The 25,716-nt window shown below is 72.0% G+C and carries 20 protein-coding genes, 1 tRNA gene and 7 pseudogenes; 17 read left to right on the top strand and 11 right to left on the bottom strand.

Features of this window, described 5'->3' with window-relative positions; translation table 11 throughout:
* The first annotated feature begins 89 nt into the window (after positions 1–89).
* Positions 90–887 (top strand): class I SAM-dependent methyltransferase, encoded by a 798-nt coding sequence (locus WKH84_RS10805; protein WP_341856621.1) that lies wholly within the window; start codon positions 90–92, stop codon positions 885–887.
* A 116-nt stretch (positions 888–1,003) separates the two neighbouring features.
* Here WKH84_RS10805 and WKH84_RS10800 read toward each other — a convergent pair whose 3' ends face one another.
* Both WKH84_RS10800 and WKH84_RS10795 read right to left on the bottom strand, forming a co-directional pair.
* The gene (locus WKH84_RS10800) at positions 1,004–1,246 is read right to left on the bottom strand and encodes a DUF559 domain-containing protein (RefSeq protein ID WP_341856856.1); all 243 of its coding nucleotides are present in this window, start codon (positions 1,244–1,246) and stop codon (positions 1,004–1,006) included.
* 1,219 nt (positions 1,247–2,465) lie between these two features.
* Entirely contained in the window at positions 2,466–2,789 is a 324-nt protein-coding gene (locus WKH84_RS10795) for a hypothetical protein (RefSeq protein WP_341856620.1), read from the bottom strand.
* A 353-nt stretch (positions 2,790–3,142) separates the two neighbouring features.
* Between WKH84_RS10795 and WKH84_RS10790 the strand changes: the two are divergent.
* The 5 genes and pseudogenes from WKH84_RS10790 to WKH84_RS10770 all read left to right on the top strand — a co-directional run bounded on the left by WKH84_RS10790 (position 3,143) and on the right by WKH84_RS10770 (position 9,658).
* Positions 3,143–4,877, top strand: a pseudogene (locus WKH84_RS10790) (ABC transporter ATP-binding protein).
* The gene (locus WKH84_RS10785; RefSeq protein ID WP_341856619.1) at positions 4,877–6,910 is read left to right on the top strand and encodes an ABC transporter ATP-binding protein; all 2,034 of its coding nucleotides are present in this window, start codon (positions 4,877–4,879) and stop codon (positions 6,908–6,910) included. Before WKH84_RS10790 ends, WKH84_RS10785 begins: the two are co-directional and overlap by 1 nt.
* A 51-nt stretch (positions 6,911–6,961) precedes the next feature.
* Positions 6,962–7,894, top strand: a complete 933-nt coding sequence (locus WKH84_RS10780; RefSeq protein WP_341856618.1) for an ABC transporter substrate-binding protein — start codon at positions 6,962–6,964, stop codon at positions 7,892–7,894.
* Positions 7,891–8,871 (top strand): amino acid ABC transporter permease, encoded by a 981-nt coding sequence (locus tag WKH84_RS10775; protein ID WP_341856617.1) that lies wholly within the window; start codon positions 7,891–7,893, stop codon positions 8,869–8,871. The genes WKH84_RS10780 and WKH84_RS10775 overlap by 4 nt, the downstream gene beginning before the upstream one ends.
* Positions 8,871–9,658 (top strand): annotated as a pseudogene (locus WKH84_RS10770) (amino acid ABC transporter ATP-binding protein). The gene WKH84_RS10775 and the pseudogene WKH84_RS10770 overlap by 1 nt, the downstream one beginning before the upstream one ends.
* Before the next feature lie 376 nt (positions 9,659–10,034).
* Here the strand turns inward: WKH84_RS10770 and WKH84_RS10765 are convergent.
* From WKH84_RS10765 to WKH84_RS10755, 3 genes and pseudogenes are all read right to left on the bottom strand, one after another.
* Entirely contained in the window at positions 10,035–10,199 is a 165-nt protein-coding gene (locus WKH84_RS10765; protein ID WP_341856616.1) for a hypothetical protein, read from the bottom strand.
* Positions 10,200–10,362: 163 nt separating this feature from the next.
* Positions 10,363–10,872, bottom strand: a complete 510-nt coding sequence (locus tag WKH84_RS10760) for a hypothetical protein (protein WP_341856615.1) — start codon at positions 10,870–10,872, stop codon at positions 10,363–10,365.
* Positions 10,873–11,270: 398 nt separating this feature from the next.
* A pseudogene (locus tag WKH84_RS10755) lies at positions 11,271–13,556 on the bottom strand (SDR family oxidoreductase).
* Positions 13,557–13,705: 149 nt separating this feature from the next.
* On the opposite strand from WKH84_RS10755, the pseudogene WKH84_RS10750 reads away from it, so the two are divergent.
* From WKH84_RS10750 to WKH84_RS10725, 6 genes and pseudogenes are all read left to right on the top strand, one after another.
* Positions 13,706–14,481, top strand: a pseudogene (locus tag WKH84_RS10750) (SDR family NAD(P)-dependent oxidoreductase).
* A 266-nt stretch (positions 14,482–14,747) separates the two neighbouring features.
* Positions 14,748–14,975 (top strand): annotated as a pseudogene (locus WKH84_RS10745) (1-acyl-sn-glycerol-3-phosphate acyltransferase); the annotation flags it as partial.
* Complete coding sequence (locus tag WKH84_RS10740) at positions 14,891–15,388, top strand: lysophospholipid acyltransferase family protein (protein WP_341856855.1); 498 nt, start codon at positions 14,891–14,893, stop codon at positions 15,386–15,388. The pseudogene WKH84_RS10745 and the gene WKH84_RS10740, both read left to right, overlap by 85 nt.
* Positions 15,385–17,093 (top strand): annotated as a pseudogene (locus tag WKH84_RS10735) (FAD-binding oxidoreductase). The gene WKH84_RS10740 and the pseudogene WKH84_RS10735 overlap by 4 nt, the downstream one beginning before the upstream one ends.
* A gap of 85 nt (positions 17,094–17,178) precedes the next feature.
* Positions 17,179–18,108, top strand: a complete 930-nt coding sequence (locus tag WKH84_RS10730) for a histidine phosphatase family protein (RefSeq protein WP_341856614.1) — start codon at positions 17,179–17,181, stop codon at positions 18,106–18,108.
* Between the two features lie 249 nt (positions 18,109–18,357).
* Positions 18,358–19,131 (top strand): ThuA domain-containing protein, encoded by a 774-nt coding sequence (locus tag WKH84_RS10725; RefSeq protein WP_341856613.1) that lies wholly within the window; start codon positions 18,358–18,360, stop codon positions 19,129–19,131.
* A 40-nt stretch (positions 19,132–19,171) separates the two neighbouring features.
* Here the strand turns inward: WKH84_RS10725 and WKH84_RS10720 are convergent, their stop codons facing one another.
* A complete protein-coding gene (locus WKH84_RS10720; protein ID WP_341856612.1) occupies positions 19,172–19,459 on the bottom strand; it encodes a hypothetical protein in 288 nt (95 codons plus the stop codon).
* Positions 19,460–19,577: 118 nt separating this feature from the next.
* Here WKH84_RS10720 and WKH84_RS10715 point away from each other — a divergent pair, with 118 nt between their 5' ends.
* Positions 19,578–20,330: a Gfo/Idh/MocA family oxidoreductase gene (locus WKH84_RS10715; RefSeq protein WP_341856854.1), complete on the top strand. Its 753-nt coding sequence runs from the start codon at positions 19,578–19,580 to the stop codon at positions 20,328–20,330.
* A gap of 115 nt (positions 20,331–20,445) precedes the next feature.
* Here WKH84_RS10715 and WKH84_RS10710 read toward each other — a convergent pair.
* The 3 genes from WKH84_RS10710 to WKH84_RS10700 all read right to left on the bottom strand — a co-directional run bounded on the left by WKH84_RS10710 (position 20,446) and on the right by WKH84_RS10700 (position 22,445).
* Positions 20,446–20,518: transfer RNA gene (locus WKH84_RS10710), tRNA-Arg, on the bottom strand.
* A 104-nt stretch (positions 20,519–20,622) separates the two neighbouring features.
* Positions 20,623–21,630, bottom strand: coding sequence for a hypothetical protein (locus tag WKH84_RS10705; RefSeq protein ID WP_341856611.1), 1,008 nt, complete (start codon positions 21,628–21,630; stop codon positions 20,623–20,625).
* Between the two features lie 233 nt (positions 21,631–21,863).
* Complete coding sequence (locus tag WKH84_RS10700; protein WP_341856610.1) at positions 21,864–22,445, bottom strand: cell division protein CrgA; 582 nt, start codon at positions 22,443–22,445, stop codon at positions 21,864–21,866.
* 114 nt (positions 22,446–22,559) lie between these two features.
* Here WKH84_RS10700 and WKH84_RS10695 point away from each other — a divergent pair, with 114 nt between their 5' ends.
* From WKH84_RS10695 to WKH84_RS10680, 4 genes are all read left to right on the top strand, one after another.
* A complete protein-coding gene (locus tag WKH84_RS10695; RefSeq protein WP_341856609.1) occupies positions 22,560–23,129 on the top strand; it encodes a DUF881 domain-containing protein in 570 nt (189 codons plus the stop codon).
* Positions 23,084–23,299 (top strand): DUF881 domain-containing protein, encoded by a 216-nt coding sequence (locus tag WKH84_RS10690; protein ID WP_341856608.1) that lies wholly within the window; start codon positions 23,084–23,086, stop codon positions 23,297–23,299. Before WKH84_RS10695 ends, WKH84_RS10690 begins: the two co-directional genes overlap by 46 nt.
* A gap of 111 nt (positions 23,300–23,410) precedes the next feature.
* Positions 23,411–24,067, top strand: coding sequence for a class E sortase (locus WKH84_RS10685; RefSeq protein WP_341856607.1), 657 nt, complete (start codon positions 23,411–23,413; stop codon positions 24,065–24,067).
* A complete protein-coding gene (locus WKH84_RS10680) occupies positions 24,067–24,240 on the top strand; it encodes a hypothetical protein (protein WP_341856606.1) in 174 nt (57 codons plus the stop codon). The genes WKH84_RS10685 and WKH84_RS10680 overlap by 1 nt, the downstream gene beginning before the upstream one ends.
* A gap of 10 nt (positions 24,241–24,250) precedes the next feature.
* On the opposite strand, the pseudogene WKH84_RS10675 reads toward WKH84_RS10680, so the two are convergent.
* Both WKH84_RS10675 and WKH84_RS10670 read right to left on the bottom strand, forming a co-directional pair.
* Positions 24,251–24,906, bottom strand: a pseudogene (locus tag WKH84_RS10675) (gamma-glutamyl-gamma-aminobutyrate hydrolase family protein).
* The gene (locus tag WKH84_RS10670) at positions 24,899–25,705 is read right to left on the bottom strand and encodes a PASTA domain-containing protein (protein ID WP_341856605.1); all 807 of its coding nucleotides are present in this window, start codon (positions 25,703–25,705) and stop codon (positions 24,899–24,901) included. The pseudogene WKH84_RS10675 and the gene WKH84_RS10670 overlap by 8 nt, the downstream one beginning before the upstream one ends.
* Positions 25,706–25,716: the final 11 nt, after the last annotated feature.

Here is a 25,716-nt window from a genome sequence, read left to right as displayed (position 1 = left end):
CCCGCCCTGGCCGCTGCGTTCACTGGCGGTACGTCCCGCTGGAGCGCCAGTGATCGCAGCAAGCCGGCACGCGCTCTAGGCTCGTCCGCGTGACCGACCCACTGCACCCGCCGATCCCGCCGATCTCCGGCCGGGATGCGCCGCGGTTCGGGAGCGAGGAGCGGAAGCGGGCGCTCGCCGGCGCCTTCGCCGGGCAGGGGGCTGACTACGACCGGTCGCGGCCGGGGTATCCGGACGCCGCGCTGGACGCGATGCTCGCTGCGGGGCCGTTGCGCGCCGTCGATCTGGGCGCGGGGACGGGGAAGCTCGCCTGGGCGCTGGTGGAGCGGGGACTCGAGGTCACGGCCGTGGACACGAGCGCGGCGATGCTCGAGGTCGCCCGCGCCCGCTGCGAGGGGCTCGCGACCCGCGTGGCGCCCGCCGAGGCGACCGGGCCGCCCGCGGCGTCGGCGGAGCTCGTGACCGTCGCGCAGGCGTGGCACTGGTTCGACGCGGAGGCCGCGTCGGCCGAGGTCGTGAGGTCGCTCGCGCCCGGGGGAGTTCTCGCCCTGGTGTGGAACATGCTCGACGTGACGATCCCCTGGGTGCACCGGCTGTCGCGGATCATGCACGCCGGCGACATCCATCGCGAGGACTTCGACCCCACCGTCGGCCCCGGGCTCGAGCTCACCGAGCGCCGTGCGCTCACCTGGGAGGACCCGATGCCCACCCAGGACGTCATCGACCTCGCCCGCACCCGCAGCTACGTGATCACCGCCCCGGAGGGGCGGCGGCAGAAGGTGCTCGCGAACCTCGACTGGTACCTCCACGACCACCTCGGCCACGCCCGCGGGGCGAGGGTCGGCGTGCCCTACCGCACCGACCTGTTCCTGTACAGCGCCCGCTGAGCGGACGCCCCGCGAGGTGACCGGGAGGTATCCGGTCTCAGCTGTCGTCACGGCGCCGGATTCCGACAGCTGAGACGGGATGGACGCCGGTCGGAGCGGGTCGCCGCCCGCTGTGCTCAGACTCCTGCGCTGTGTGAGCCGCGGAGGCCCGTGCCCAGCGCAGCGCGCACCAGGTCGACGGCCGGGGCGCATTCCTGCACGATGTCATCGGAGTGCAGGCGGACCTCCGTCCACCCCGCGGCCTGTACCCGTCGAGCACGACGGATGTCGCGGCTGACCTGGCCGGGAGTGCTGTGAGTGCGGCCGTCGTACTCCGCGCAGACCCTGTGCGCGGGCCATTGGAAGTCCGGCTCGTGCAGGCGCGCCTGCCGTCAGGCCCGATCAGAGGCGCGTTCAACAGGGGGTCCGGGAGCCCGGCACGGGCGAAGGCGAGCCGGAGCATGGTCTCGCGCGGCGAGTCCGCCCCGACGCGCACCGCCCGGAGAGCGGCTCGGAGCGTCGCCGCGTGCCTGCCCGTGCACTGCTCGCGCGGCTCCTCGAGAGTGCACCACGGCGCGGTGCGTCCGTGCTCCAGCTCGGGGCGCGGACGGCGCACGAGGTGGTCCCCGATCGCGATGAGCCAGAACTCCGAGAGGTCCGGGGCGAGATCGCGCCAGGTCCGGGCCCGGGTGGTGAGACGGACCGGGGCCTCGAGCACGGTGGACCCGTCCTCCAGCGGGTCCACCGCGAAGCGTGCCTCGCGCACCTGGTCGGGTGGCGGCACGAACTGGTGCCAGCGGACGACGGGGTCCGAGCTGACACGGCCCTGGGGGAGCGAGATGTGGACCCTGGGCCGGGGCAGGGAGCGCTCCAGGTGCTCGGGCGGCGGCATCCCCTGCATCCGTGCGGCCGTCAGCCCCACGGCGACCGCCTCAGGATCCGAGCGGCAGTACGCCGAGACGATCTCGGTCTCGCCTGCAGTGCGGCCGCCGCGGACCAGCGACCCGGGACGGGGCCGGGCGAGGTCCGGCGCACGGAGCCGACCCGGACTCACGCCGGCACGGAGCGCCTCGGCACGCGTCAGCACCGGCCAGGGGAGCGAGGCCGGGAACGAGGCGGGCGCACGGGACACCTGCACAGCGTGCCCGAGCTCGAGGGACGTCGAGCGGGACATCCACAGCATCGAGGCGGGTTGGCAATGGGGAGGAGAGATCGAGCTGGGAGCAGGGGCGGCACGAGAACTGCCGGCCGAGGTCCCCACGCGCACCACCACCCGCTGAGGCACCTCCCCGCCGCGTCCTCTACCGTGGAGCCCGTGAAACGCCCCGTTCAACGCCTCATCGTCGTCGCCCTCGCGATCGTGCTCCTGGTCCCCGTCGGCGCGCTCGGCATCTCCCAGCCGCTGAACCCCGACGGTCAGGAGGAGCAGGCGAGCGAGAGCGCCGGCGATCCCGGCAACCCGGAGAACCGGCCGACGGCCGACCCCGCCGAGCGACCGCCCCGCCCGGACCTGCCGCGCCCGGAGGAGCCCGCGGAGCTCACCGAGCAGAGCGAGGCCGGGGCCGAGGCGACCCTGACCTACCTGCTCGGCTCCTACGACTACATGATGAGCAGCGGCGACGTCTCCGTCTGGGAGGACAAGGTCGACCCGGGTCGCCAGGTGTGCGCCACCTTCCTGCAGAACGCCGAGCGGCTTGCCGCCCAGGACGGATATCTCGTGGACGGTGCCTTCGAGGTGCACTCCATCAGCTTCTCCGGCACGGGCGAGCCGCCCGCGACGGGCACCGTCACCGCGCAGTTCACGCAGGAGGCCTCGATCCTCGTCGACGAGCCGAGCCTGCAGGCCAACGCCCTCGACGAGGTGACCGGGCGGCTGATCGCCACGATGGCCTGGGACGGGGAGCGCTGGCGCGTGACCGACATGTCCATCGCCCCGCCCGAGGGCGCGCCTCCGACGCGGGCGGCGCCGCGGGCTGACCCGCCCGACGCTCGTCGGCTCCGCCCTGCGCACGCCTGTCGTGCCCGGTGCCGCCCCCCAAGCCTGGTGACCGGCAAGTATCCAGTCTCAGGTGTCGCTATTCGGCAGGATTCCGACACCCCAGACTGGATACCGGCGAGTAACCCGGGCTGCGGGCTGTGGGGTCCCTATGACGCGCACCCGGCTCCGCCCTGCGCGGAACCGTCGATAGTCGGATGCCCCTGTCAGGCGCCTGTGCCTATGCTTCCGGGGCCGACCGGATCCCGCCCGGCCCGGACGGCCCTTCGGAAGGATTCTCGTGACCCTCTTTCGCCTGGTGCTCGGGGGCCTGAAGCCGTACGTGATCTGGGTGCTCCTCGTGGTGCTCTTCCAGATCGCCGGCGTGCTGGCCGCCCTCTACCTCCCCACCCTCAACGCCGACATCATCGACGACGGCGTCGCCAAGGCCGACGTCCCCGTGATCTGGGAGCTCGGCCGGATCATGCTGGTCATCTCGCTGGGGAACATCATCGCGCTCGTCGCGGCGAACTTCTTCGCCGCCCGCTCCGCGATGCGGGTCGGCAAGGACCTGCGCCAGGCGGTCTTCCGCCGCGTGAACTCCTTCTCCCCGCGCGAGCTCGCCGAGTTCGGCACCCCCTCCTCATCACCCGCTCCACGAACGACGTGCAGCAGGTGCAGATGCTGATCTTCTTCTCCCTGAACATGCTGGTCCAGGCCCCCGTCACGGGGATCGGCGGGGTGATCCTCGCGCCGCGGGTCGAGCCGGGGATGGCCTGGCTGATCGCGGTGATGGTGCCGGTCATGCTCGTCGCCGTCGGCCTGCTCATCGCGCGCGCGGCGCCCCTGTTCAAGCAGATGCAGGGCAAGATCGACGACATCAACGGCGTCTTGCGCGAGCAGATCACCGGCATCCGCGTGCTCCGCGCCTTCGTGCGCGAGGACCGCGAGCGGGAGCGCTACGCCGTCGTCAACGGCGAGCTGACCGAGCTGAACCGCCGCATCGGGTCGCTGATGATCCTCATCAACCCGATCATCATGTTCATCCTGAACATGTCGAGCGTCCTCGTCTTGCTGGTCGCCGCGCCGCGCATCGACTCCGGCCAGATGGAGATCGGCTCGATCACCGCGTTCATCGCCTATCTCATGCAGATCCTCATCGCGGTGATGATGGCGACCTTCATGACGATGATGATCCCGCGCGCCATGGTCTCCGCCGAGCGCATCACTGAGGTGCTCGAGACCGAGACCAGTGTCCACCAGCGCACCGACGGGATCCGCGAGATCGAGGGCCCGATCGAGCTGACCTTCGAGGACGTCTCCTTCACCTATCCCGGCGCCGAGCGACCCGTGCTCCAGGGCATCTCCTTCACCGCCCGCGCCGGGCAGACCGTCGCGATCATCGGCGGCACCGGTGCCGGCAAGACCACCCTGATCAACCTCGTCCCGCGCCTCATGGACGCGACCGAGGGACGCGTCTTGCTGAACGGCCATGACGTGCGCGACCTCGACGCCCGCGTGCTCTGGGACCGGGTCGGCCTCGTGCCGCGGCGGCCCTACCTGTTCTCCGGCACCGTCGCGACGAACCTCCGCTTCGGGAACCCGACCGCCGACGAGCAGGAGCTCTGGCACGCCCTCACCGTCGCCCAGGGCCGGGACTTCGTCGCCGCGATGCCCGAGCGGCTCGACTCCCCGATCGCGCAGGGCGGCACGAACGTCTCCGGCGGGCGCGGCGGCGGCTCTGCATCGCGCGGGCGCTCGCCGCGAAGCCGTCGCTGTACCTCTTCGACGACTCCTTCAGCGCGCTGGACCTCACCACCGATGCCCGGCCGCGCGCCGCGCTCGTGCCCGAGACCCGCGACGCGCTCCAGCTCGTGGTCGCCCAGCGCGTCTCCACCATCACCGGCGCCGACCTGATCCTCGTGCTGGACAACGGCCGGATCGTCGGGCAGGGCACCCATGCCGAGCCGCTGGAGAGCTCGGAGACGTACCGCGAGATCGTCCGCGACCAGGGCGTCGAGGAGGAGGTGGCGTGATGAGCACCGAGGAGAGCACCCCCGCCGACGAGATCGCCGCGGAGAAGGACGCCGAGCGCGGACTGCGTCCTGGCCAGAGCGCGAAGAACTTCTGGCCCTCGACCAAGCGCCTGCTGCGCGAGATGGGCCCCGAGCGGGCGTACCTGATCGCCGCGATCCTCGTCGGCGTCGTGTCCGTCGGCTTCTCCGTGGTGGGGCCGAGGATCCTCGGCCACGCCACCGACATCATCTTCACGGGCCTGATCTCGAAGGGCCTGCCCGCCGGCGCCGACCCCGACCAGGTGATCGAGGCGCCGCGCGCCCAGGGCGAGGAGCAGTTCGCGGACATGCTCTCGGGGATGACCCTCACCCCCGGCGAGGGCATCGACTTCGGCGCGCTGTACCAGACGCTCGGCCTGGCCGTCGGCCTCTTCGCCGTCTCCGCGCCGCTGATGTGGGCGCAGGGCGTGGCCCTGAACCGGATCCTGGTGCGGATGGTCTCCCGCCTGCGCCGCGACGTCGAGGAGAAGCCGCACCGCCTGCCGCTGAAGTACTTCGACCGGATGAAGCGCGGCGAGATCCTCTCCCGCGTCACCAACGACATCGACAACATCCAGAACACCCTGATGAACACCGTCACGGGACTGGTGAACTCGATCCTCACCGTGCTCGGCGTGCTGGTGATGATGCTGATGATCTCCTGGCGGCTCTCGCTGATCGCGCTCGCCGTGATCCCCGTGGCGCTCGTGCTCACCGGCGTCGTCGGCGCCCGGGCGCAGAAGCTGTTCGCCCAGCAGTGGGATGCGACGGGCGTGGTGAACTCCGAGGTCGAGGAGGCCTACACCGGGCACGCCCTGGTGACCGTCTTCGGCCGCCGCGAGGAGGTCGCCGCCCGCTTCGAGGAGCGCAACGACCGCCTTTTCCGCGCCACCTTCGGCGCCCAGTTCGTCTCCTCCCTGATCATGCCGCTGATGATGTTCGTGGGGAACCTCAGCTATGTCGTCATCGCGATCGTCGGCGGGTCGCGGATCATCTCCGGCCAGCTCACCCTCGGCGACGTGCAGGCCTTCATCCAGTACTCGCGCCAGTTCACGCGGCCGCTCTCGCAGGTCGCCTCGATGGCGACGATGCTGCAGTCCGGCGTGGCCAGCGCCGAGCGGGTCTTCGAGCCGCTGGACGCCGAGGAGCAGGAGCCCGAGACCACCGAGGCCACCGCCGCGGCCGGGATCCGCGAGGGGCGCGTCGAGTTCGAGCACGTCCGCTTCTCCTACAGCCCCGACCGCGAGCTGATCCGGGACCTCTCGCTCGTCGCCGACCCCGGCCACACCGTCGCGATCGTCGGGCCGACGGGGGCCGGGAAGACGACGCTGGTGAACCTCGTGATGCGGTTCTACGAGATCGACGGCGGACGGATCACGATCGACGGGATCGACATCCGCGACCTCACCCGCGCCCAGGCGCGCGAGCGCACCGGGATGGTCCTCCAGGACACCTGGCTGTTCAAGGGCACCCTGCGCGAGAACATCCGCTACGGGCGGCTGGACGCGACCGACGAGGAGGTGGTCGAGGCCGCCGTCGCCACCCACGTCGACGACTTCGCCCGCCAGGCGCCCGACGGCTACGACACGATCGTGGACGACGACGGATCGACCCTCTCCGCCGGCGAGAAGCGGCTGGTCACCATCGCCCGCGCCTTCCTCGCCCGACCCAGCCTGCTGATCCTGGACGAGGCGACCTCCAGCGTGGACACCCGCACCGAGGTGCTCGTCCAGCAGGCCATGAACCGCCTGCGCGAGGGCCGCACCAGCTTCGTCATCGCCCACCGCCTCTCCACCATCCGCGACGCGGACCTGATCCTCGTGATGGAGGCGGGGGACATCGTCGAGCAAGGCTCCCACGAGGAGCTGCTCGCGGCCAGCGGCGCCTATGCGCGGCTGTACCGCTCCCAGTTCGAGGGCGCGGCGGTCGACCTCGACGCGGAAGAGGAGCTGGCCGCGCAGGATGCCGGGGGCGAGGAGGCGCCGACGACGACCGGGCCGATCGCGATGGGGTGAGGGACCCGACACCGAGTTGTGTTCATGCAGGGTTATGAATACTATTCATCGGTGACTTCCACCCGACCCCGTCGCCGCACCCTGCTGCGCGCCGCGCCCCTGGCCCTCGCCACGGGCGCGCTCACCCCGGTGCTGGCCTCCTGCACCCGCGCCTCCGAGCGCCTGGACGCCGAGTCGAACGCCGTGCCCGAGGTGGACCTCTCCGGCATCGAGGAGGTCCCGGAGATCTCCGCCCTCGTCCCCGCGGACATCCGCGCGCGCGGCGAGCTGGTCAACGGCGCCGCCCTGAACTACGCCCCCGGCGAGTTCGTCGGCTCGAGCGGGAAGGCGATCGGCTACGACATCGACATCCTCGCCGGGATCGGCGCCGTCCTCGGCCTCGCCACCCGCACCGAGGCGGCGGTGTTCGCGCAGATCATCCCCGCCGTCGGCTCCACCTACGACGTCGGCATGTCGAGCTTCACCGTCAACGAGGAGCGCCTGGCCGCCGTGGACATGGTGTCCTACTTCCAGGCCGGCATCTCCTACGCGGTGAAGGCCGGGAACCCCTACGACATCCATCCCGACGACCTGTGCGGCAAGCGCGTCGCGCTCCAGGTCGGCACCTACCAGGAGGAGCTCTCCATCGAGCGCTCCCAGGAATGCCGCGACCAGGGCCTCGGCGGCTACGACATGCTCGCCTACGCCTCGAACTCCGACGCCGCGACCAACGTCGCCGGCGGCAAGGGCGACATCCTCATGGCCGACTCCCCGGTCACCGCCTACGCCGTGGCCCGCTCCCGCGGGAACCTCGAGCCGATCGGCGAGATCGAGGAGTCGGCGCTGAACGGCATCGTCGTGGCCAAGGACCAGCCCGAGCTGGCCGAGGCGATCCGCGCCGCCGTGCGGCGCCTCATCGACGACGGCCACATGGAGCGCATCCTCGCTGCATGGGGCAACGAAGCAGGAATGATCCCGACCGCGGAAGTGAACCCCCAGCCGTGACCACCACCCAGACCCCCGGCCCCGCCGGTCCCGCGACCGAGGGCGGCTTCACCCCGATCCGCGCGAAGGCCGCGCCGCGACCCGGCACCTGGATCTCCGCCGTTATCGTGGCCCTGCTGGCCGCGGGCCTCGTCGGCTTCCTCGTGACCAACCCCGTGCTCGAATGGGGTACCGTCGCGACCTATCTCCTCGACGTGAAGGTGGTCCAGGGCGTCGGCTGGACGCTGCTGCTGACCCTGCTGTCGATGATCCTCGGCACCGTCGTCGCGCTCACCGCCGCGATCATGCGCCGCTCCGAGAACCCCGTGTTGCGCGGCGTGAGCTGGGCGTACATCTTCGTCTTCCGCGGGATTCCGGTGTACACCCAGCTCGTGTTCTGGGGCCTGTTCACCGTGATCGTCCCCAAGATCGTGGTCGGGGTGCCGTTCGGACCCGAGCTGTGGAGCTTCTCCACCCGCGACCTGCTCACCGCCTTCTGGGCGGCCGTGATCGGCCTGGGCCTGAACGAGGGCGCCTATCTCGCCGAGATCATCCGCTCCGGCCTGAACTCCGTGGACAAGGGCCAGACCGAGGCGTCCAAGGCGCTCGGCATGGGAGGCGGGACCATCCTGCGACGCATCATCGTGCCGCAGGCCATGCGCGTGATCGTGCCGCCGCTCGGGAACGAGACCATCGGCATGCTGAAGACCACCTCGCTGGTGCTCGCGGTGCCCTTCACCCTCGACCTCACCTTCGCCACCAACGGCATCGCCAACAAGCTGTTCACCCCGATCCCGCCGCTGATCGTCGCGGCGCTGTGGTACCTCGCGATCACCTCGGTGCTGATGGTGGGCCAGCACTACCTCGAGCGGTACTTCGGCCGCGGCTTCGACGCCCGCACCCCCGCCCGCCCCGGCCGCGGCGGACGCTCCCGCCAGGCCGCCGTGAACAGCGCCGGCACGACCCCGCAGGACCCGCTCCCGGAGGTGGAGCTGTGATGAGCCAGAACGACGAGACCCCTGTCGTGATCCAGGTCGAGGGCGTCCACAAGACCTTCGGCGACCTCCACGTCCTGAAGGGCTGCGACCTCACCGTCCGCTCCGGCGAGGTGGCCGTGCTGGTGGGCCCGTCCGGCTCCGGCAAGTCCACGCTGCTGCGCTGCATCAACCAGCTCGAGGAGCCCACCGCGGGCCGGGTGCTGATCGACGGGGTCGTCCAGGGTTACCGCGCCGAGCCCCTGCCCGACGGGCGCTGGCAGAAGCTCCGTCCCGCCGAGATCGCCGCGCAGCGCTCCCGCATCGGCATGGTCTTCCAGCGCTTCCACCTCTTCCCGCACCTCACGGCGCTGGGCAATGTGATGGAGGCGCCCGTGCAGGTGCGCGGCCTGCCGAAGGCCGCCGCGGAGAAGAAAGCCCGCGAGCTGCTGGAACGGGTGGGGCTCGGCGACCGCGCCGACCACTACCCCTCCGAGCTCTCCGGCGGGCGACAGCGCGCGTCGCGATCGCCCGGGCGCTGGCCATGGACCCCGAGCTGATGCTCTTCGACGAGCCGACCAGCGCCCTGGATCCCGAGCTGGTCTCCGAGGTGCTCACCGTGCTCAAGGACCTCGCGGCCGACGGGATGACCATGGTCGTGGTCACCCACGAGATGGGATTCGCCCGCGAGGTCGCCGACCAGGTCGTGTTCATGGACGAGGGCCGGATCCTCGAGTCCGGCACGGCCGAGCAGGTCATCGACCACCCCGAGTCCGAGCGCCTGAAGGGCTTCCTCGCCTCGGTGCTGTGAGCGGCTCTGCCCCTCCCCGACCTGTCCGGCCGCGACCTGCCCCGCCCGCCCCCCGCCGCCCCTCCCCGGGCCCCGGCCGTGACGCCCCCGCCCCGCTGGGCCGGCCGCGCGCATGAATCTGCGTCCTGTGCGTGACCTCAAGGCCATAGAGCGCCTGAGGTCACGCATGGAGCGCATTTGTGTGCGGCAGGGGAGCGGCGGTGACGGCCAACACTCCGAGGCGGCGCACTCCTGGGGCGGCACGACAGGCCGCGGCGCGGCGCTGGGGATCAGCTCGCCAGCAGGCTGCTCCACCTTCCGCCGGCCGAACGCTCCGACCTCGGCGATCGTCTCGAGCACCGCATCCTGGGTGTCGGCCCAGTTCCGCCAGACCTGCTCATAGCTCAGCCGCAGGGTCTGCGCGCCCATGTCGGCCCGTGCGCAGGTCCCTGCGTCGATCCAGCGTGAAGGCATCGGGTCCGGAATGACCGTCGCGGCCGTCGATCTCCATCAGGATCCCGCCGACGTACAGGTCCACATAACCCGCACCGTCGACGAACACCTGCTTTGCTCCACCCGGAAGCCCCGCCTCCGGAGCCAGCGGACCACCCGCGTCTCGGACCCCGAGTCGCTCGCCGTCGACAGCGCGCCGATCCGTGAGCGCACCGATGCAGGGGCGGCGTCCAGCGACCAGCGCACCTCCGCCGGCGCCATCAGCCGACGATTCATCGCTGACTCGAGCAGGATCGCCGCACGCTCTCCGCTCTGGCATCGCATCGCGTGCTCGAGGGCGAGCGGGAGGAGGCGACGGCATCCGGCTCCGGCCACGACCGGCGACCGGAGGGGTGGGCCAGCATGTCCTCCGGCGCACCCGTGGAGCCGTTCGGGCGGTAGACGTGCGGCGTCCGTCGCTCCTCCTCGTCGCGGTACGGGATCCACAGGCCGTGCAGTGCGGCGGCGTCGATGCAGGTGAGACGGCACCCGTGGTGCAGAGCGAGTCTGGCGGGCGGGAGTGCCGCCGCGTTTCCGTACCAGCCTCGTGCCACTCTCCGCGACCGTCCAGAGCGCACGGACCGGATCAGCCGGGAGTCGCTGTATCCCATCGCCAGCGGCTCCCGGCGCGACGCGAGCCCGAGCTCCTCCTGGGTGAGGCGCCGGGTTCCCCGGGGCGGGCCGACGGGACGAGGCCAGGGCCATGCCGACGCGGGGAGCACGAGATCGCTGGCGTGGTGCATGGTCCCGAGAGTGCCGGGACCGGCGGTTGACTGCCGCGGCCTGGGCCCAGCTGTGGACAGCTCCTGCATGGGGAGGAGAGGCGGGCCCGGGAAGGCCGCCGGGCTGGGGAGGAGGGACAGGGCCGGGAAAGCTGCGATGCGGGGGTGGAGAGGTGGGAGCTCGGCTCTCGCCTGCGCGGACAGGGTGCGGTGCCGACGACGGCGCGGTTCGGGGTGCCGCCGAGGCCGAGGCGGGGGCGCACACAAATGCGTCCTGTGCGTGACCTCTCGCGCCATAGACGGCTGAGGTCACGCACCGGACGCAGAATTATGTGGGCGTGGGCGGGTACGAACCTGTCCGATGCCGTGCAGGGCTGAACGGGCCGGGCCGGGCCGTCAGGCCGGGCTTGGCCCCCGGCTCACCACTCCAGGATCTGCCAGCGCTTCTTCTTCGCCACGGAGAACAGCCCGAGGTCCGGTGCGACCGCGGCGGGGGTGCCCATCAGCTCGAGCCAGGCCGCATCGGCATGGGAGTCGCCGTAGCCGTAGGAGGTCGACAGGTCTGCGCCGTGCAGGTCCGCGTACTTCCGCGACCAGTTCGCGCGTGCCTCGTCCACCAGCGGGGGAGTGGCGAGATAGCCGGTCATGACCCCGCTGCTGTCCTCGTCCATGTGGGTGGCGACGACCTCGTCGAAGAGGTCCGCGAGCGGCTCGACCAGCACGTCCAGCGCGCCGGAGACGAGCACGGTGCGGTGCCCGGCGGCGCGGTGGCGCTCGATGGTCTCCAGCGCCTCCGGTCGGATCGAGGCACGGATGCGGCGCCCGGCCTCGCCCTTCATGAGAGTGCGCTCCTCGGCGCGGTATCCCTTGTAGCGGCGGTTGACCAGGCGGATCAGCTCGGAGCGGTCGCGCTGGTCGGCACGCAGGTAGCCCGGCACCGCGGCGAGCAGGCCGCCGATCTCGGCCGGCCAGGTGCGGCGGGGGCGGGTCGCGCGGACCACCGCGAAGTACTGCTGGACGATGTTCGTGGCCAGCACGGTGCCGTCGAGGTCGAAGACCGCGAGCGAGTCCGTGGACTGCTTCAGCTCGGGCGTCGGGCGGGAGGCGCGGCGCTTCTGGGCGGACTTCGCGCGGGAGTAGGCCTTGGTGAGGTCCGTGACGGCCGGCAGGTCTTGCTGCTGGAAGTAGTCCTTCCACACGATCCCGGTGACGTCGAAGTCGTGGGTGGCGAGGAACTCCTCCGGCGGCTCGGCCCGCGGCGCCCGCGTGTTCGCGTCGTCGAAGACCATCTCGGTCTTCGTGTAGTGGCGGTACAGCTCGATGTACTTGCGCGCATCGTCAGCCCCGAGGTGGCCTTGTGCAGGTTCGAGGTCCACTCGCGGGTGCGCTTGGTGGCCGGGAGATAGGCGACCGCGGTCGAGCCGATCTTCGCGGTGAGCTCCTTGGCGCGGAAGCGCTGCTCGACCATCTCCACCGCCGGGAAGGACCACTCGGGCACCTCGATCGGGCGGCCCTTCTCGTCCTCGAGCGGGTGCTTCGTGAAGTACTCGCGCACCGCGGTGACCATCTCGTGGAAGGGCAGCGGGTTCGAGGCGCCGGAGACGACCTGGTAGTAGGCGTCGTCGCCGCGGCGGGAGACGTCCTGGGTCGCGAGCGCCACGATGACGTTCACGACGTGGTCGACGGGGATCACATCGAGGATGGAGTCCGCGAGGCCCGGGAACTCCGGCGACATGCCGCGGCCGTAGGCCATGATCAGCGGGTCGGCGACCTTGTAGCCATCGATCCAGCCCGGGTAGGGCTTCTTCATGGCGGACTCGATGATGGAGGGGCGCACGAAGGAGACGCGGTGGCCGCCGCCGGCCCACAGCTCCTCGGCGACCTGCTCGGCCATCGCCTTGGTGAAGGTGTAGATGTCGGTCCAGCCGACGGACTGGGCGCGGGTGCGGCCGAAGTCGACCAGGCGCTGCTGGACCCAATCGCGCCGCGCCTCCTCGGAGACGTTCGCCACGGACTTCGGGCCCATGCGGCCCACCTGCGGCTTCGCGGTGCGGATCTGAGAGCGGAGGGTCTCGGGCTTGCGGGACTCCGCCTCGACGCGCTCGCGGGCGGCGAGTGCGGCGTCGAACTCGGCGCGCCAGTCGACGTCGGAGCGCAGCGAGCCCTCCTGGCGCGCCCCTTGGAGATGCCGCCGACGTAGGCGGTGGAGACATGGATGACGTGCGGGTCCTGGCCCGAGGCCAGCGACGCCTCGTAGAGGTTGCGGGCGCCGCCGACGTTGGTGCGGAAGGCGTCGTCGATCGGCGGGTCGAAGGAGACGGAGGAGGCCGAGTGGATCACCGTGTCGACGGGATCGGTGATCGCGGGCATATCGGTGAGGTCGCCCTCGAGCACGCCGACGCGCGCGTCGAAGATCTCCTTCAGGCGCGCCTTCCCGTCGGCCGCGCCGCCGAGCGCGCCGTCCTTCTCCAGCCGCTCGCCCCAGGAGGCGAAGACGGGCTTGCGCAGCGCCTGCTCGAGGCGCCTGCGGCCCGTCACGGAGCCCTTGGGGCGCACGACGGCGGTGACGTGCACGTCCTCGGTGGTCTCCAGCAGCGAGCGCAGGACGGCCTGGCCGAGGAATCCGGTGACGCCGGTGAGCAGGATCCGTCGGCCCCCGGTCCCCCCGGGGTGGACGGGGCGGCGGCGGGGGAGGTGTGCGACATGGGATCCTCTGGGGACGGGAGCGGAGGTGGCGGACCGACCGGGGAGGTCAGCGGCAGGGTCCGGGCCTGCGCGCGCGACGCGCCCGCGATGTCTCTGCCCGGCGGCTTCTCCGCGCTGGTCAGGGCGGCGCTAGTGTATCGTAGCCGCCATGCATAGGGCCCTGATCACCGGCGGCACCGCAGGCATCGGGGCGGCCTTCGCCAGAGCGTTCGCCGGCCGGGGGAGCGCCCTCGTGCTGGTCGCGCGGGATCCCGATCGCCTCGAGGAGTCGGCCGCGCGCTCCGTCGCGAGCACGGCGTCGACGTCGAGACGATCGTCGCGGATCTCGCCGACCGCGACGCCCAGCGACGGGTCGCCGATCGCCTCGAGTCCGACACCGACCCCGTCGACGTGCTCGTGAACAACGCCGGCTTCTCCGTCCGCGCAGGCCTGCTCGACGAGGACCTCACCCCCACGACCTCGGCTTCGAGGTCATGATCCGCGCCGTCCTCAAGCTCGGCGGAGCGGCGGGTCGGGGGATGCGACGCCGCGGCCGCGGCTGGATCATCAACGTCGGCTCGGTCTCGGCGCTGGTCACGCAGAACAACTACTCCGCGATCAAGGCGTGGGTGGGCAACTACTCCGAGTCCCTCGGCGTGCGACTCGCAGGCACCGGCGTGCAGGTCACCGCCCTGATGCCGGGCTGGGTCCGCACCGAGTTCCACTCCCGCGCCGGGATCAAGGGCTCCTCGATCCCCGGCGTGCTGTGGCTGGACGCGGACCGCCTGGTCGAGGACTGCCTGCGCGACGTCGCCCGAGGCAGGCCCGTCTCGGTCCCCTCGAAGCGCTGGAAGCTGATCTCCGCCGTCCTGCGCACCACCCCGCGCGGCCTCGTCGCGCGGCTCAGTGCGGCCGCTCAGCCATCGCCGCAACCGGGAGAAGTGATCGCGTGACCGACGAGGACAGCGAGAAGGAGCCCGAGGAGCAGGGGAGCTCGCGACGCGCCGAGGCCGCGGCACGGCTCTCCGAGGCCTCGAGCCGCGCCGCGGACGCCACCGCGAAGGCCGCCGACGACCTCAAGGGCCGCTCCCGTCGGTCGCTGGACTCGCTCTCCGCGCGCTCGCGCGGGGAGGGCTGGGAGAAGCCGACGGGCGAGCTGGCCAAGTACCGCTCCACCTGGCGCGCCGGGATGCGCTTCGTCTTTGCAGCGGGTGCTGTTCCGGGGCGTGGTGAACTCCGCCGTGAGCCCGCAGGTGCAGGTGCACCGCCGCGTGAAGAGCATCCGCGGCCCGTTCGTGCTGGTCGCCAACCACACCAGCCACGTCGACGGCCCGCTGCTGGCGATGAGCCTGCCCTGGACCCAGGGCCGGTTCCTCTCCACGGGCGTGGCCGCCGACTACTGGTTCGACCACTGGCACCGCCGCCTCTTCGTGCGCCTGATGATGAACGCCTTCCCGATCGACCGCGGCGGCTCCCGCAAGCACGCGGGCACCTCGAAGAGGCGCTGCGCGGCGGCGTGCCGATCCTCGTGTTCCCCGAGGGCGGCCGCCAGCAGACCGGCGCCATGGCGGAGTTCAAGGCCGGCGCGGCCGCCCTCGCCCTCGGCGTCGGCGTCCCCGTCGTGCCCGCCGCGATCATCGGCGGCTACGAGGCGATGCCCAAGGGGCGCGGCTGGCCCGTGCCGGGGCGCCCGCCCGTGCGGGTCGTCTTCGGCGAGCCGCCGCTGGGCGGGGTGGACGAGTCCGCGGGCGACTTCATCACGCGCATCCGGGACAGCGTGAAGGACCTGTACGACGAGCACCACGACGAGGTCCTGGGCGGCGCTGTCCGGGACGAGGAGGAGGACGCATGAGCGATCGGCCGAGCGCACGCGAGGTCAAGCGGCACAAGTGGTGGGGCTGGGGCCTGGACGACATCACGTTCCGCTACGACAACAAGCCCGCCTTCGCCCCGCTCGCGCGGAACAAGATCGGCGTCGACCTCGACTCGAAGCGACCGGTCGAGCCGCGGCTGTCCGACGTCGAGGTGCCGGAGAGCCGGTCGCCCGCTCCGGCGCGCGAGGCGCTGGTCGCCGTCGTCGGCGCCGACAACGTGCTGGACGACGACGAGTACCGGGTCGTCCACTCCTTCGGCCGCTCCCTGCCGGACCTGTTCCGCGTCCGGGGCGGCCGCTTCGAGCGCCTGGTCGACGCGATCGTGTACCCAGCCTCCGAGGACGAGGTCGCCGCGGTCCTGCGTCTCGTGCTCGAGCACGACATGGTGCTGATCCCCTACGGCGGCGGCTCCTCCATCTCCGGCTCCGTCACCCCCGACGTGGACGAGCGGCGCCCGATCCTCACCATGAACCTCGGCCGCATGCGCGAGGTCCTCGAGATCGACGACACCGCGGGCCTCGCCCGCGTGGAGGCGGGCGCGTACGGCCCGGACCTCGAGGAGCAGCGACTGAACGCGCTGGGCTGGACCGTCGGCCACTTCCCCGACTCCTTCACCTACTCGACCGTCGGCGGCTGGGCCGCGACGCGCTCCTCCGGCATGCAGTCGGACAAGTACGGCGACATCGAGGACATCGTCCGCGGCCTGCGGATGGTCCATCCCGCAGGCACGGCCGTCACCAAGCCGATCCCGGGCCGCGACTCCGGGCCGAGCGTGCACGAGATGATCCTGGGCAGCGAGGGACGCCTCGGCGTGATCACCGAGGTCACGGTGCAGGTGCACCGCGTCGCCCCGGTCCGTCAGGTGATCGCCTACATGTACCCCGACTGGGAGCACGGCATCCGCGGCATGCACGCGATCGCCCGCTCCACCGACGTCTCCCCAACCTTCACCCGTCTCTCCGACGGGCCGGAGACCGAGTTCAGCCTCGCCATGGTCAAGGCGCCCACCTCCACCAAGGGGAAGGTCGCCGCGAAGGTGCAGGACGGCCTGTTCTCGTACCTGCGCTCCAAGGGCTGGGACACGACGAACGAGATGTCGATCTCCTACGTCTGCTTCGAGGGCTCGAAGGAGTCCGTCGAGCGACGAAGTCGATCGTGAAGAAGATCGTGAAGAACGCCGGCGGCATCACGCTCGGCGCGGGCCCCGGCGCGATCTACGACCAGAAGAAGTTCGACACCCCCTACCTGCGCGACTTCCTGATGAACTACCAGGTCTTCGGCGACGTCTGCGACACCGGTGCGACCTGGTCGAAGATCAACGAGGTCCATGCCCGGGCGTTCGAGGCCTTCTACGCGGTGCAGGAGGAGCAGGGCCTGCCCGGCTTCATGTTCTGCCACATGTCGCACAGCTACCACGCCGGGGCGTGCCTCTACTTCACCTTCGCCTTCCCCTACTCGACCGACGAGCAGGCGCTCGAGCAGTACTACGCCGCCAAGAGCGCCGTGCAGCAGACCTTCGTGGACCTCGGATCGACGGTCTCCCACCATCACGCGGTGGGCACCGAGCACCAGCCCTGGATCACCGAGGACATCGGCGAGGTGGGCACCCGCATGGTGCAGGGGCTCTTCGCCGACACCGACCCGGGCCGGAACCTCAACCCCGGCAAGGTCGTCCCCTCCTGAGCGGGGGAGCGACGATGCAGGCCGCGCATCCGGTCCTCGTGCTGCGCGGCACGGGGAGTCGACCGCGAACGTCGAGGGGCAGATCGTGTCCGTCCCCGGCCCGCGGGCTCTCGAGACGGTGGGGCTGACCGCACGCGGCCGGGAGCAGGCGCGCGCCGCGGCGACGGACGCGGCCGCGCAGGGCCTCGGGCCCGGCACGGTCGTGGTCACGAGCGACTTCGCCCGCGCCCGCCAGACCGCCGAGGAGTTCGCCGCAGGTCTCGGCGCCGGGGCGCCACGGGTCGACGAGCGCCTGCGCGAACGCCGCTTCGGCGCGCACGACGAGGGCCCCGCGACCGCCTACGAGAGCATCTGGGCGCGGGACCGCGCCCGTCAGGCGCACGACGACGGGGTCGAGCCCGTCGCCGAGGTCGCCGCGCGCGTGCTCGCGGCGCTCCGGGCGGCCGACGCGCTCGCCGCCGACGCGCCCGTGGTGCTCGTCGCCCACGGGGACGTCGTCGCAGATCGCGCTCGCGCTCGCCGCGGGCCGCGACCCGCACGACCACCGCGAGGTGCCGCACCTGGGCAACGCCGAGCCGCGCGCGCTCGGCCCGCACCGCACCGCCGCAGCGGGCGCGCCATGCTGAGCGCGGACCGCGGCGGCGGGGTGCGCCTGATCGTGCGCGGGGACCTCGAGGAGACCCGGGCGCTGCTCGCCGAGTTCTTCACCGCCCAGGGCTGGCGCGTCCACGAGACCACGCCCGCGCGTCTGGACGTGGAGACCGGGAGCCTGCGCCGCACGGTGCTGCTCGGAGCCCTGGCCGGGAGCCGCTTCCACCTCCGTGCCCGGCTCGAGCTGGCCGAGGTCCCGGGCGGGACGCGGATCCGTCATCTCTGGGGTGCGACCGTCGGCCGCGCGCTGGGCGGGGTCGCCGGATGGGCGCGGGCGAGCAGGCGCCATGCCGAGACGGCCGAGCCGCTCACCGCGCAGCTGCGCGAGCGGGGCATCCTGCTCGAGGCCGCGCCCGACCGCTGAGGCCGGCCTCCGCCGCAGCGGAGCGAGCAGGCTCCCTCGCCGTTGAAGGAGCCTGACGTCGACCATATTCAGTTACTCGTGAGGAATGGGTCACAGGCGGGTCACGGTTGCCTCGAGAGGCTGTTCCGATCCGGGAAGCAACCTCGCGGCGGGTCCGCCGAGGTGACGGGGGCCATGCGCCCCTACGATGGACCGGGTCGCCCGAGGAGCGGCGGCCCGCGAACCACCAGCGACAGGACGAGGGAATTCATGACACTGCGCATCGCCGTCTTCGGCGAGAACCGGCACGAGAAGGTCGACCCGAAGGTCCAGCAGATCTATCCCGAGGGCATGCACACCGTGATCGCGGAGGCCCTGCGGACCCTCCTCGCGGCCGACGGCGTCGAGGCCGAGGTGCGCATCGCCCTGCTCGACGACATCGAGGAGTCCCTCTCCGAGGAGGCGCTCGCCGAGACCGACGTGCTCACCTGGTGGGGCCACATGGCGCACGAGGACGTGCCCGAGGAGATCGCCGAGCGCGTGGTGCGCCGCGTCCACGAGGGCATGGGGCTGATCCCGCTGCACTCCGCCCACTACTCCAAGCCCTTCAAGAAGCTCATGGGCACCACCTGCAACCTGCTGTGGCGCAACGAGGGCGAGGAGGAGCGGGTCTGGACCGTCAACGGCTCCCACCCGATCGCCCGCGGCGTCCCGCACCCGATCGTCGTCCCCGAGCAGGAGATGTACGGGGAGATGTTCGACATCCCCGCCCCCGACGAGCTCGTCTTCGTCTCCTCCTTCGCCGGCGGCGAGGTGTTCCGCTCCGGCGCCGTGTTCCGCCGCGGCAAGGGCAAGGTCTTCTACTTCAGCCCCGGCGACCAGGAGTATCCCGTCTACCGCCAGGCGGAGATCCAGCGCGTCCTCGCCAACGCCGTGGTCTGGGCCCGGCCCGAGGAGCGCGAGGCCGCACCGGTGAAGATCGCCAACGCCCCGCGCGACTGGTTCCGCGGGGACGACGCGGACGGAGCCACGCGTGTCATCTGAGACCAGGACGCTCACCGACACCTCCGCCGCCCCGACGCCGTCAGCCTCCCTGACCGGCTTCCCCCGCCTGCCCGCGGAGCGTCCCGCACGCGTGGTCGTCGTCGGTGCCGGATCGATGGGCGACTGGTGGGCCCGGGAGATCGTCGCGAGCGAGGTCGCGGAGCTCGTCGGCGTCGCCGACCTGGTCGAGGGCGCGCCGCGGCGCGTGATCGACCAGTCCGGCGCGGCCGATCCGGCGGCGGTCGCCGTCGGCGCCGACGGGGTCGACCTCGCCCTCGAGCTCGGCGCTGACCTGATCGTGAACCCGACCGTGCCGGTCGCCCATCATCCCGTCACCGTGAAGGCGCGCACGCGGGGATCCCGGTGCTCGGCGAGAAGCCCGTCACCGAGACGCGCCCGAGGCGATCAGCCTGCTCGCGCACGCCGAGCTCACCGGCGTGCCGTTCATGGTCTCCCAGTCCCGGCGCTTCTTCCGCCAGGTGCGCCAGGCGCGCGACTTCGTCGCCGCCCACGGGCCGACGGTGATGACCAGCGCGTTCTTCTCCCTGTTCACGGAAATGGAGGGGTTCCGCCGTACCCAGGACCACCCGCTGCTGCGGGACATGGGCATCCACGCCTTCGACACCGCGCGCTACATCCTGGACGCGGACCCGGTCGCGGTCACCGCCCGCGGGACGCGCCCCGAGTGGAGCGTCTACCACCACGACGCGACCGTCAGCGCGACCTTCGAGATGTCCGACGGGTCCCTGTTCGCCTACCACGGCACCTGGAACGCCCGCGGCCTGCCGACCTGGTGGAACAGCGAATGGCGGATCGGTGCCCAGCACGGCTCCGCCACCTGGGACGGCACCGGCACCCCGGTCGTCGGCACCGAGGACGAGGAGGAGACCGCGCGCCTGCAGGCCGCGATCGACGCCGAGACCGCGCCCGAGCCCGACCAGATCGCCGCCTCGCTGGTCGAGTGCGTCTCCGCGGCGCGCGAGGGCCGCACCCCGATGTGCGAGATCCACGAGAACGTGCTCAGCTTCGCCATGGTCGAGGCGGCCGTCACCGCCGTCGAGCGCGGGGAGCGGGTCGAGATCGACGAGCCGCTCGAGCAGGCGCGCGTCGAGGCGATCGCCGCGGAGGCCGACGAGCAGGCCCGCGAGATCATGCGCTCCTGGAGCGGCGTGCGCGAGGCGCTCGTCGCCGGGTCCTGAGCCGAGCCGCCGCGCCCCGAGGGATCACCGGGGCACGGCGGCGAGGTGACCGCACGCGGACATGCGAGAGGCCCCTCATCGCGATGTTCTCGCTGATGAGGGGCCTTTCCTTCTGCGCGCCCGGAGGGATTCGAACCCCCAACCTTCTGATCCGTAGTCAGATGCTCTATCCGTTAAGCTACGGGCGCTCGCCAGCTGCGCTGACCTGGACTACTCTAGCGGGCCCTCGCGGCCGGCGCCAATCGGCGGGCCATGACCCTGCTCACAGGAGCGGGGCCACGGCCCGCAGCGGTCACCAGCCCGACTGCTGAGGAGGCGCGGGGAGCCGGGCCCCTGCGGCCCGCCGGGGTTCTGGCCGCTGTCGGGATGAGCCCACGGAGGTCGCTGCTGGCCCTGCGGAGAGCCTTGGCCGCCCTCGCTGCGGGGCGCCCCACTGCTGATCGCTCTGCGGGGCCGCGGGCGGGGAGCCCTGCCCCCACTGCTGACCGGACTGAGGGGCGGGCGGGGGCGAGGCCTGACCCCACTGCTGGCCGCCCTGGCCGCTCTGCACGCCCTGACCGCCCTGAGGCGCGGGCGGCGGCGAGTTCTGGTCCCACTGCGCGCTCGGCGGAGCGGCCGGAGACGCTCCGGACGCGGCGCCGACGGACGCACCGGCGCCGTAGCCGCCGGGCACGCCCGAGGAGGCGCCGGCCTTGTTCTTCCGCGAGCGGAGCACGAAGAAGACGGCCACGGCGGCGGCGAGCAGGAGGAGGAAGCCGATCACGACGACGGCGATGATCACGATGACCCAGGGGAAGCTGTTCGCCTCGGCGCGGATGTCGATCCCGTTCGCGATCTCGGACGCATCCGTGAAGACGACGGTGTCGCCGTCGATCTGGCCGCCGGAGGACTCGATGATCTCGCCGGGGAAGATGAAGGTCATCGAGAACTCGAAGCCGTAGTCCGCCAGGGTCGGGTCGGTGAGGTCGCTCAGCCCGGCCTGGGCCGGATCGAGGGTGAAGTGGTACTCGCCGTCCTCCTCGACGAGGTCCAGCCCGTTGCCGAACTCCTCATTGTCGACCACGCCGGTGATCTTGCGGCCGTACATGCCGTCGGCCTCGTACGGCTCGACGGTCGGGGCGATCTCGCCGGCCACGCCCGACTCCTCGCCCTCCATCGCGGCGCACATGTCCTCGGCGGAGGAGTACTCGGACCCGATGAGGGAGGTGTCCAGGCCGATGTCCATCGCCACGTCGATGGTCTCGGCGTCCTTGATGTCGAAGGTCGCGTCGAACTTCCCGCGACCCGCGAGGACCATCATGAAGGGAACGAGGAGGAGCGCGAGGAGTCTGCGCCGTCTGGAGATGCTGGTCACGGTTCCCCCGTCGGGTCGCGCACCGAGGTGCGTGGCGCCACCGGGTGTGACGCGCTTCCCGTTCAGGGTACCTGCGCAGGCGAGGCGCGCGGTGGGGAGAACTCCCCATCGCGTGCGGTCCGGTCGCACGGCTCCGATTTATCGGAGCCGGGGCGACCGGCTACTTCCAGAGCAATCGGCTACTTCCAGAACATGAGCATGCCGCCGCCGACCATCAGCACGCCGAAGCCGACGGCGAGATTCCAGTCGCCGATCGGCAGGGGCGACTGCCCGGCGGTGATGTAGTAGGTGACCAGGTAGGCGAGACCCAGGATCAGGAAGACCACGGCGGCGGGGGCGAGCCACCGCGGGTTCTGCCCGGCGGCCGCGACGCGCCGTCCGGTGGTGCGGGAGGTCTCGGCCGCGGCGGCCCGGCGCACCGAGGTGGCACGCGTGGAGTCCTTCGCCTTCTCGGGAACCTCGCCGCCGGCGGGCCTGCCGGTCTCGCTCTCGCCCTTCTTCTTCCCGGACGTGCCCCTCCTCGCGCCGCGACCGACGGGGTCCTTTCCGGCCGCGCCCCTGCGGCGCAATGGGTCCTTCGCAGAGCCCTTGGCGGGCTTCGAGTCCTCGGCCTCCGCGGCCGCGTCCTCCGCGTCCGCCGTCGTGTCCTCGGCCTCCGCGGTCAGCTCCTCGGGCTCCGGCGTCACGTCCTTCGGGTCCGTGCTCGCGGCCTTCGCGCTCGACGTCGCCCGGGCGGACGACTTCTTCCTGCTCCTGGCCATGGAACGATGCTCCCTCGACGCGGCCGTCGCGCGGCCGTGCCGCGCGGATCCGCGGGTGCGGACCGTGGCCTAGGGTAATGGGCGTCCGGGACGCGCGCGAAGCGAGGAGTGACGATGGAAGCACAGGACACCCCGTCCGGGCGCCGTCGCGGCGGTGCCCGGGGGCGCGTCGGGGTGGCGCTGGTGATGGTGCTGTGCGGCGTGCTCTTCGCGACCACCTCCCGCCTCGCCGCCGGCGGCTCGATCCGCGACGAGAGCAGCGACGTCGCCGGCGTCCTCGCCGACCGCGGCCGCACCATCGAGGAGCTCACCGAGGACAACGCCGACAAGCGCGCCGAGATCGAGGAGCCGCGCGGCCAGGGCGCGGGCCCGGCGACCGCCGAGCGCACCGCCGTGGTCGAGGACGCCGTCGGCCTCAGCGAGGTCTCCGGGCCCGGGCCGCGGATCACCCTGACCGATGCGCCCTCGAGCGCGCTCGGCGCGATCCCGGGCACCGAGCCCGACGACCTGGTCGTCCACCAGCAGGACCTCGAGTCGTTCATCAACGCCCTGTGGGCCGGCGGCGCGGAGGCGATGATGCTTTGCAGAACCAGCGCGTGGTCAACGGCGGCGCCTTCCGCTGCGCCGGCAACACCCTCTTGCTCGAGGGCCGCGTCTACTCCCCGCCCTTCGTCATCACCGTGATCGGCCCCGTCGAGGAGATGACCGAGGCGCTCGACTCCTCCCAGAACGTGCGGCTCTACCGCGAATGGGTCGATCACGTCGGCCTCGGCGAGAAGGTCGAGACGCTCCAGGACACCACCCTGCCCGCCTATGCCGGCCCCCTCGCCGTCGACGCCGCGGTGAGCCGGTGAGCACGGGCCGCACCGAGCGGGGGCGAGGAGTCGCACGATCCCACCGCGGCCGCCCCCGCGGGCCGGGTGTGCTCGGGGTCCTCGGCGAGCCGCTGCTGACCGCCGGGGTGCTTGCTGGGCCTGTTCCTGGTGTGGCGGCTGTGGTGGACCGACGTGATGGCCGACCGCGAGCAGGCCGGGATCCTCGACGGGCTCGAGCAGGAATGGGGCGCCGTGGACGAGGAGCGGATCGCCCCGCGCCAGGACGGACCGCCGCCCGTCCCCACCACGCCCGAGGACACCATGGTCTTCGGCACCATGCACGTGCCTGCCTTCGACCGCGACCGCTTCCCGCTCGCCGAGGGCGTGGACCTCGAGCAGGTCCTCAACGTCAAGGGAGCCGGCCACTACCCGCAGACCGCGCCGCCCGGCCAGGTCGGGAACTTCTCCGTCGCTGGCCACCGCAACACCTACGGCCGCGTCCTCGAGGACATCGCCGGCCTCGAGGAGGGTGACCCGATCGTGGTGGAGACCGACGAGGCGTTCTACGTCTACGAGGTCACCGAGTCGCTCGTGGTCCAGCCGGAGGACGCCTGGGTGATCGCCCCGACGCCCGGCGAGAGCGGGGTGGAGCCCACCGAGCGGATGCTCACCCTGACCGCCTGCCATCCGATGTACTCCGCGCGGGAGCGCTACATCGTCCACGCCGAGTTCTCGTACTGGACGGACCGGTCCGACGGGATCCCCGAGGCGCTCGCGACCGCCCCCGACCCCGCCGAGGAGGGCTGATGTACGCCTGGCTGTTCCGTCACCTGCCCGGACCGCTCTGGGTGCGGATCCTGCTGACCGTGCTGGTGCTCGCCGCGATCGTCGTGGCCCTGTTCGGCTGGGTGTTCCCCGCGATCGCGCCGCACATGCCCTTCAACGACGGAGTCGTGGGGGCGGCGGCCGCCGGCTCCTGAGCGGCGGGCCTCAGCCCGCGGTCATCAAGGGCTTCAGCCCCTCCGAGCGCTCGAGGGCGTCGCGACCGTCACACAGCTCGAGGAAGCGCGCGAGCATCAGGTGGCCGTTCTCGGTGAGCACCGACTCCGGATGGAACTGCACCCCGTGCAGGGGCGACTCCCGGTGGACCAGGCCCATCACCATCCCGTCGGCGGTGCGGGCGGTGACCTCGAGCTCCGCCGGGATCGTCTCCGGCACCACGGTGAGGGAGTGGTAGCGGGTCGCGGTCATGGGGGAGGGGGCGCCGGCGAAGACGCTCCTGCCCTCGTGCGTGAGCTCGCTGGTGCGGCCGTGCATCAGCTGCGGAGCGTGGTCCACGCGCGCCCCGAAGAACTGGCCCAGCGCCTGGTGCCCGAGGCACACCCCGAGCATCGGCACCCGCTGCTCGGCGCGCCGGCCGATCACGTCCAGGGAGCGACCGGCGGTGGACGGGTTGCCGGGGCCGGGGAGACCAGCACCCCGTCGAACCCGGTAAGGTCGACCGCCCCCGTACCGTCGGCGGGCACCTCGTCGTTGCGGACCACCGTCGTCTCCGCGCCCATCTGCTGGAGGTAGCCGACGATCGTGTAGACGAAGCTGTCGTAGTTGTCGATCACGAGGATCCGTGCCGCGGACTGCTCAGCCATCGCCGTTCCCGTTCCCGTTCCCGTTGCCGTTGCCGTTGCCGTTGCCGTTCCCGTTCCCGGCGCCCGCGCCGCGTCCGTTGTTGCCGTCGCCCTGCGCGGCGTCGTCGGCCTCGTCCTCCGGCGGGTCCGTGGTCGGCGAGGGGCTGTCGCTCGGCTCCTCGGTCGGGCTCGGCTCCTCGGTCTCGGTCGGCTCCTCGGTCGGGGTGGGTGTCGGCGTCGGCTCCGGGCCCTTGGAGACGACGATCGTGATCGTGGTGCCGCGGTCCACCTGCTCGTTCGCCGCGGGGTCGGTGCGGATGACCTGCCCCTCGGGCACCGAGTCCGAGAACTCCGAGGTCGGGGTGGTACCCGTGAACCCGGCGTCGGACAGAGTCTTCTGCGCGTTCTCGAGGGTCTGCCCGGCGACGTTCGGGACCGCCACGGGACCGGGCGCGACCGCGATCACGAGGTCGACGGTGGAGCCGTAGCGGGCGAGGCCGCCGCCGGCCGAGGGCGTCTGCGAGAGCACGGTGCCGGGATCCTCGCTCGCCTCCTCGCGCTCCGCGGGATCCGGGACCTCGAAGCCACGCGCCTCGAGGGTCTCCTTGGCCTTGTCGAACTGGACGCCCTCGACGTTCGGGACCTCCACGTTGCCGGAGGCGAAGCGCACCTCGACCGCGGAGCCCCGGTCCACCGACTGCCCACCCTGGGGAGAGGTGCTCGCCACCGTCCCCGCCTCCTGCGGCACGTCCTCCGCCTCGCCCTCGGTCATGGTGAGTCCGACGGCCTCGAGCGCGGCCTGGGCCTCCTCGCGGGTCATCTCCAGCAGGT

This window comes from Brachybacterium sp. GPGPB12 (assembly GCF_038396325.1).
Taxonomy (GTDB): Bacteria; Actinomycetota; Actinomycetes; order Actinomycetales; family Dermabacteraceae; genus Brachybacterium; species Brachybacterium conglomeratum.
Note: the sequence above shows the minus strand (reverse complement) of the source record. Positions and strands in the feature narration are given on the sequence as shown.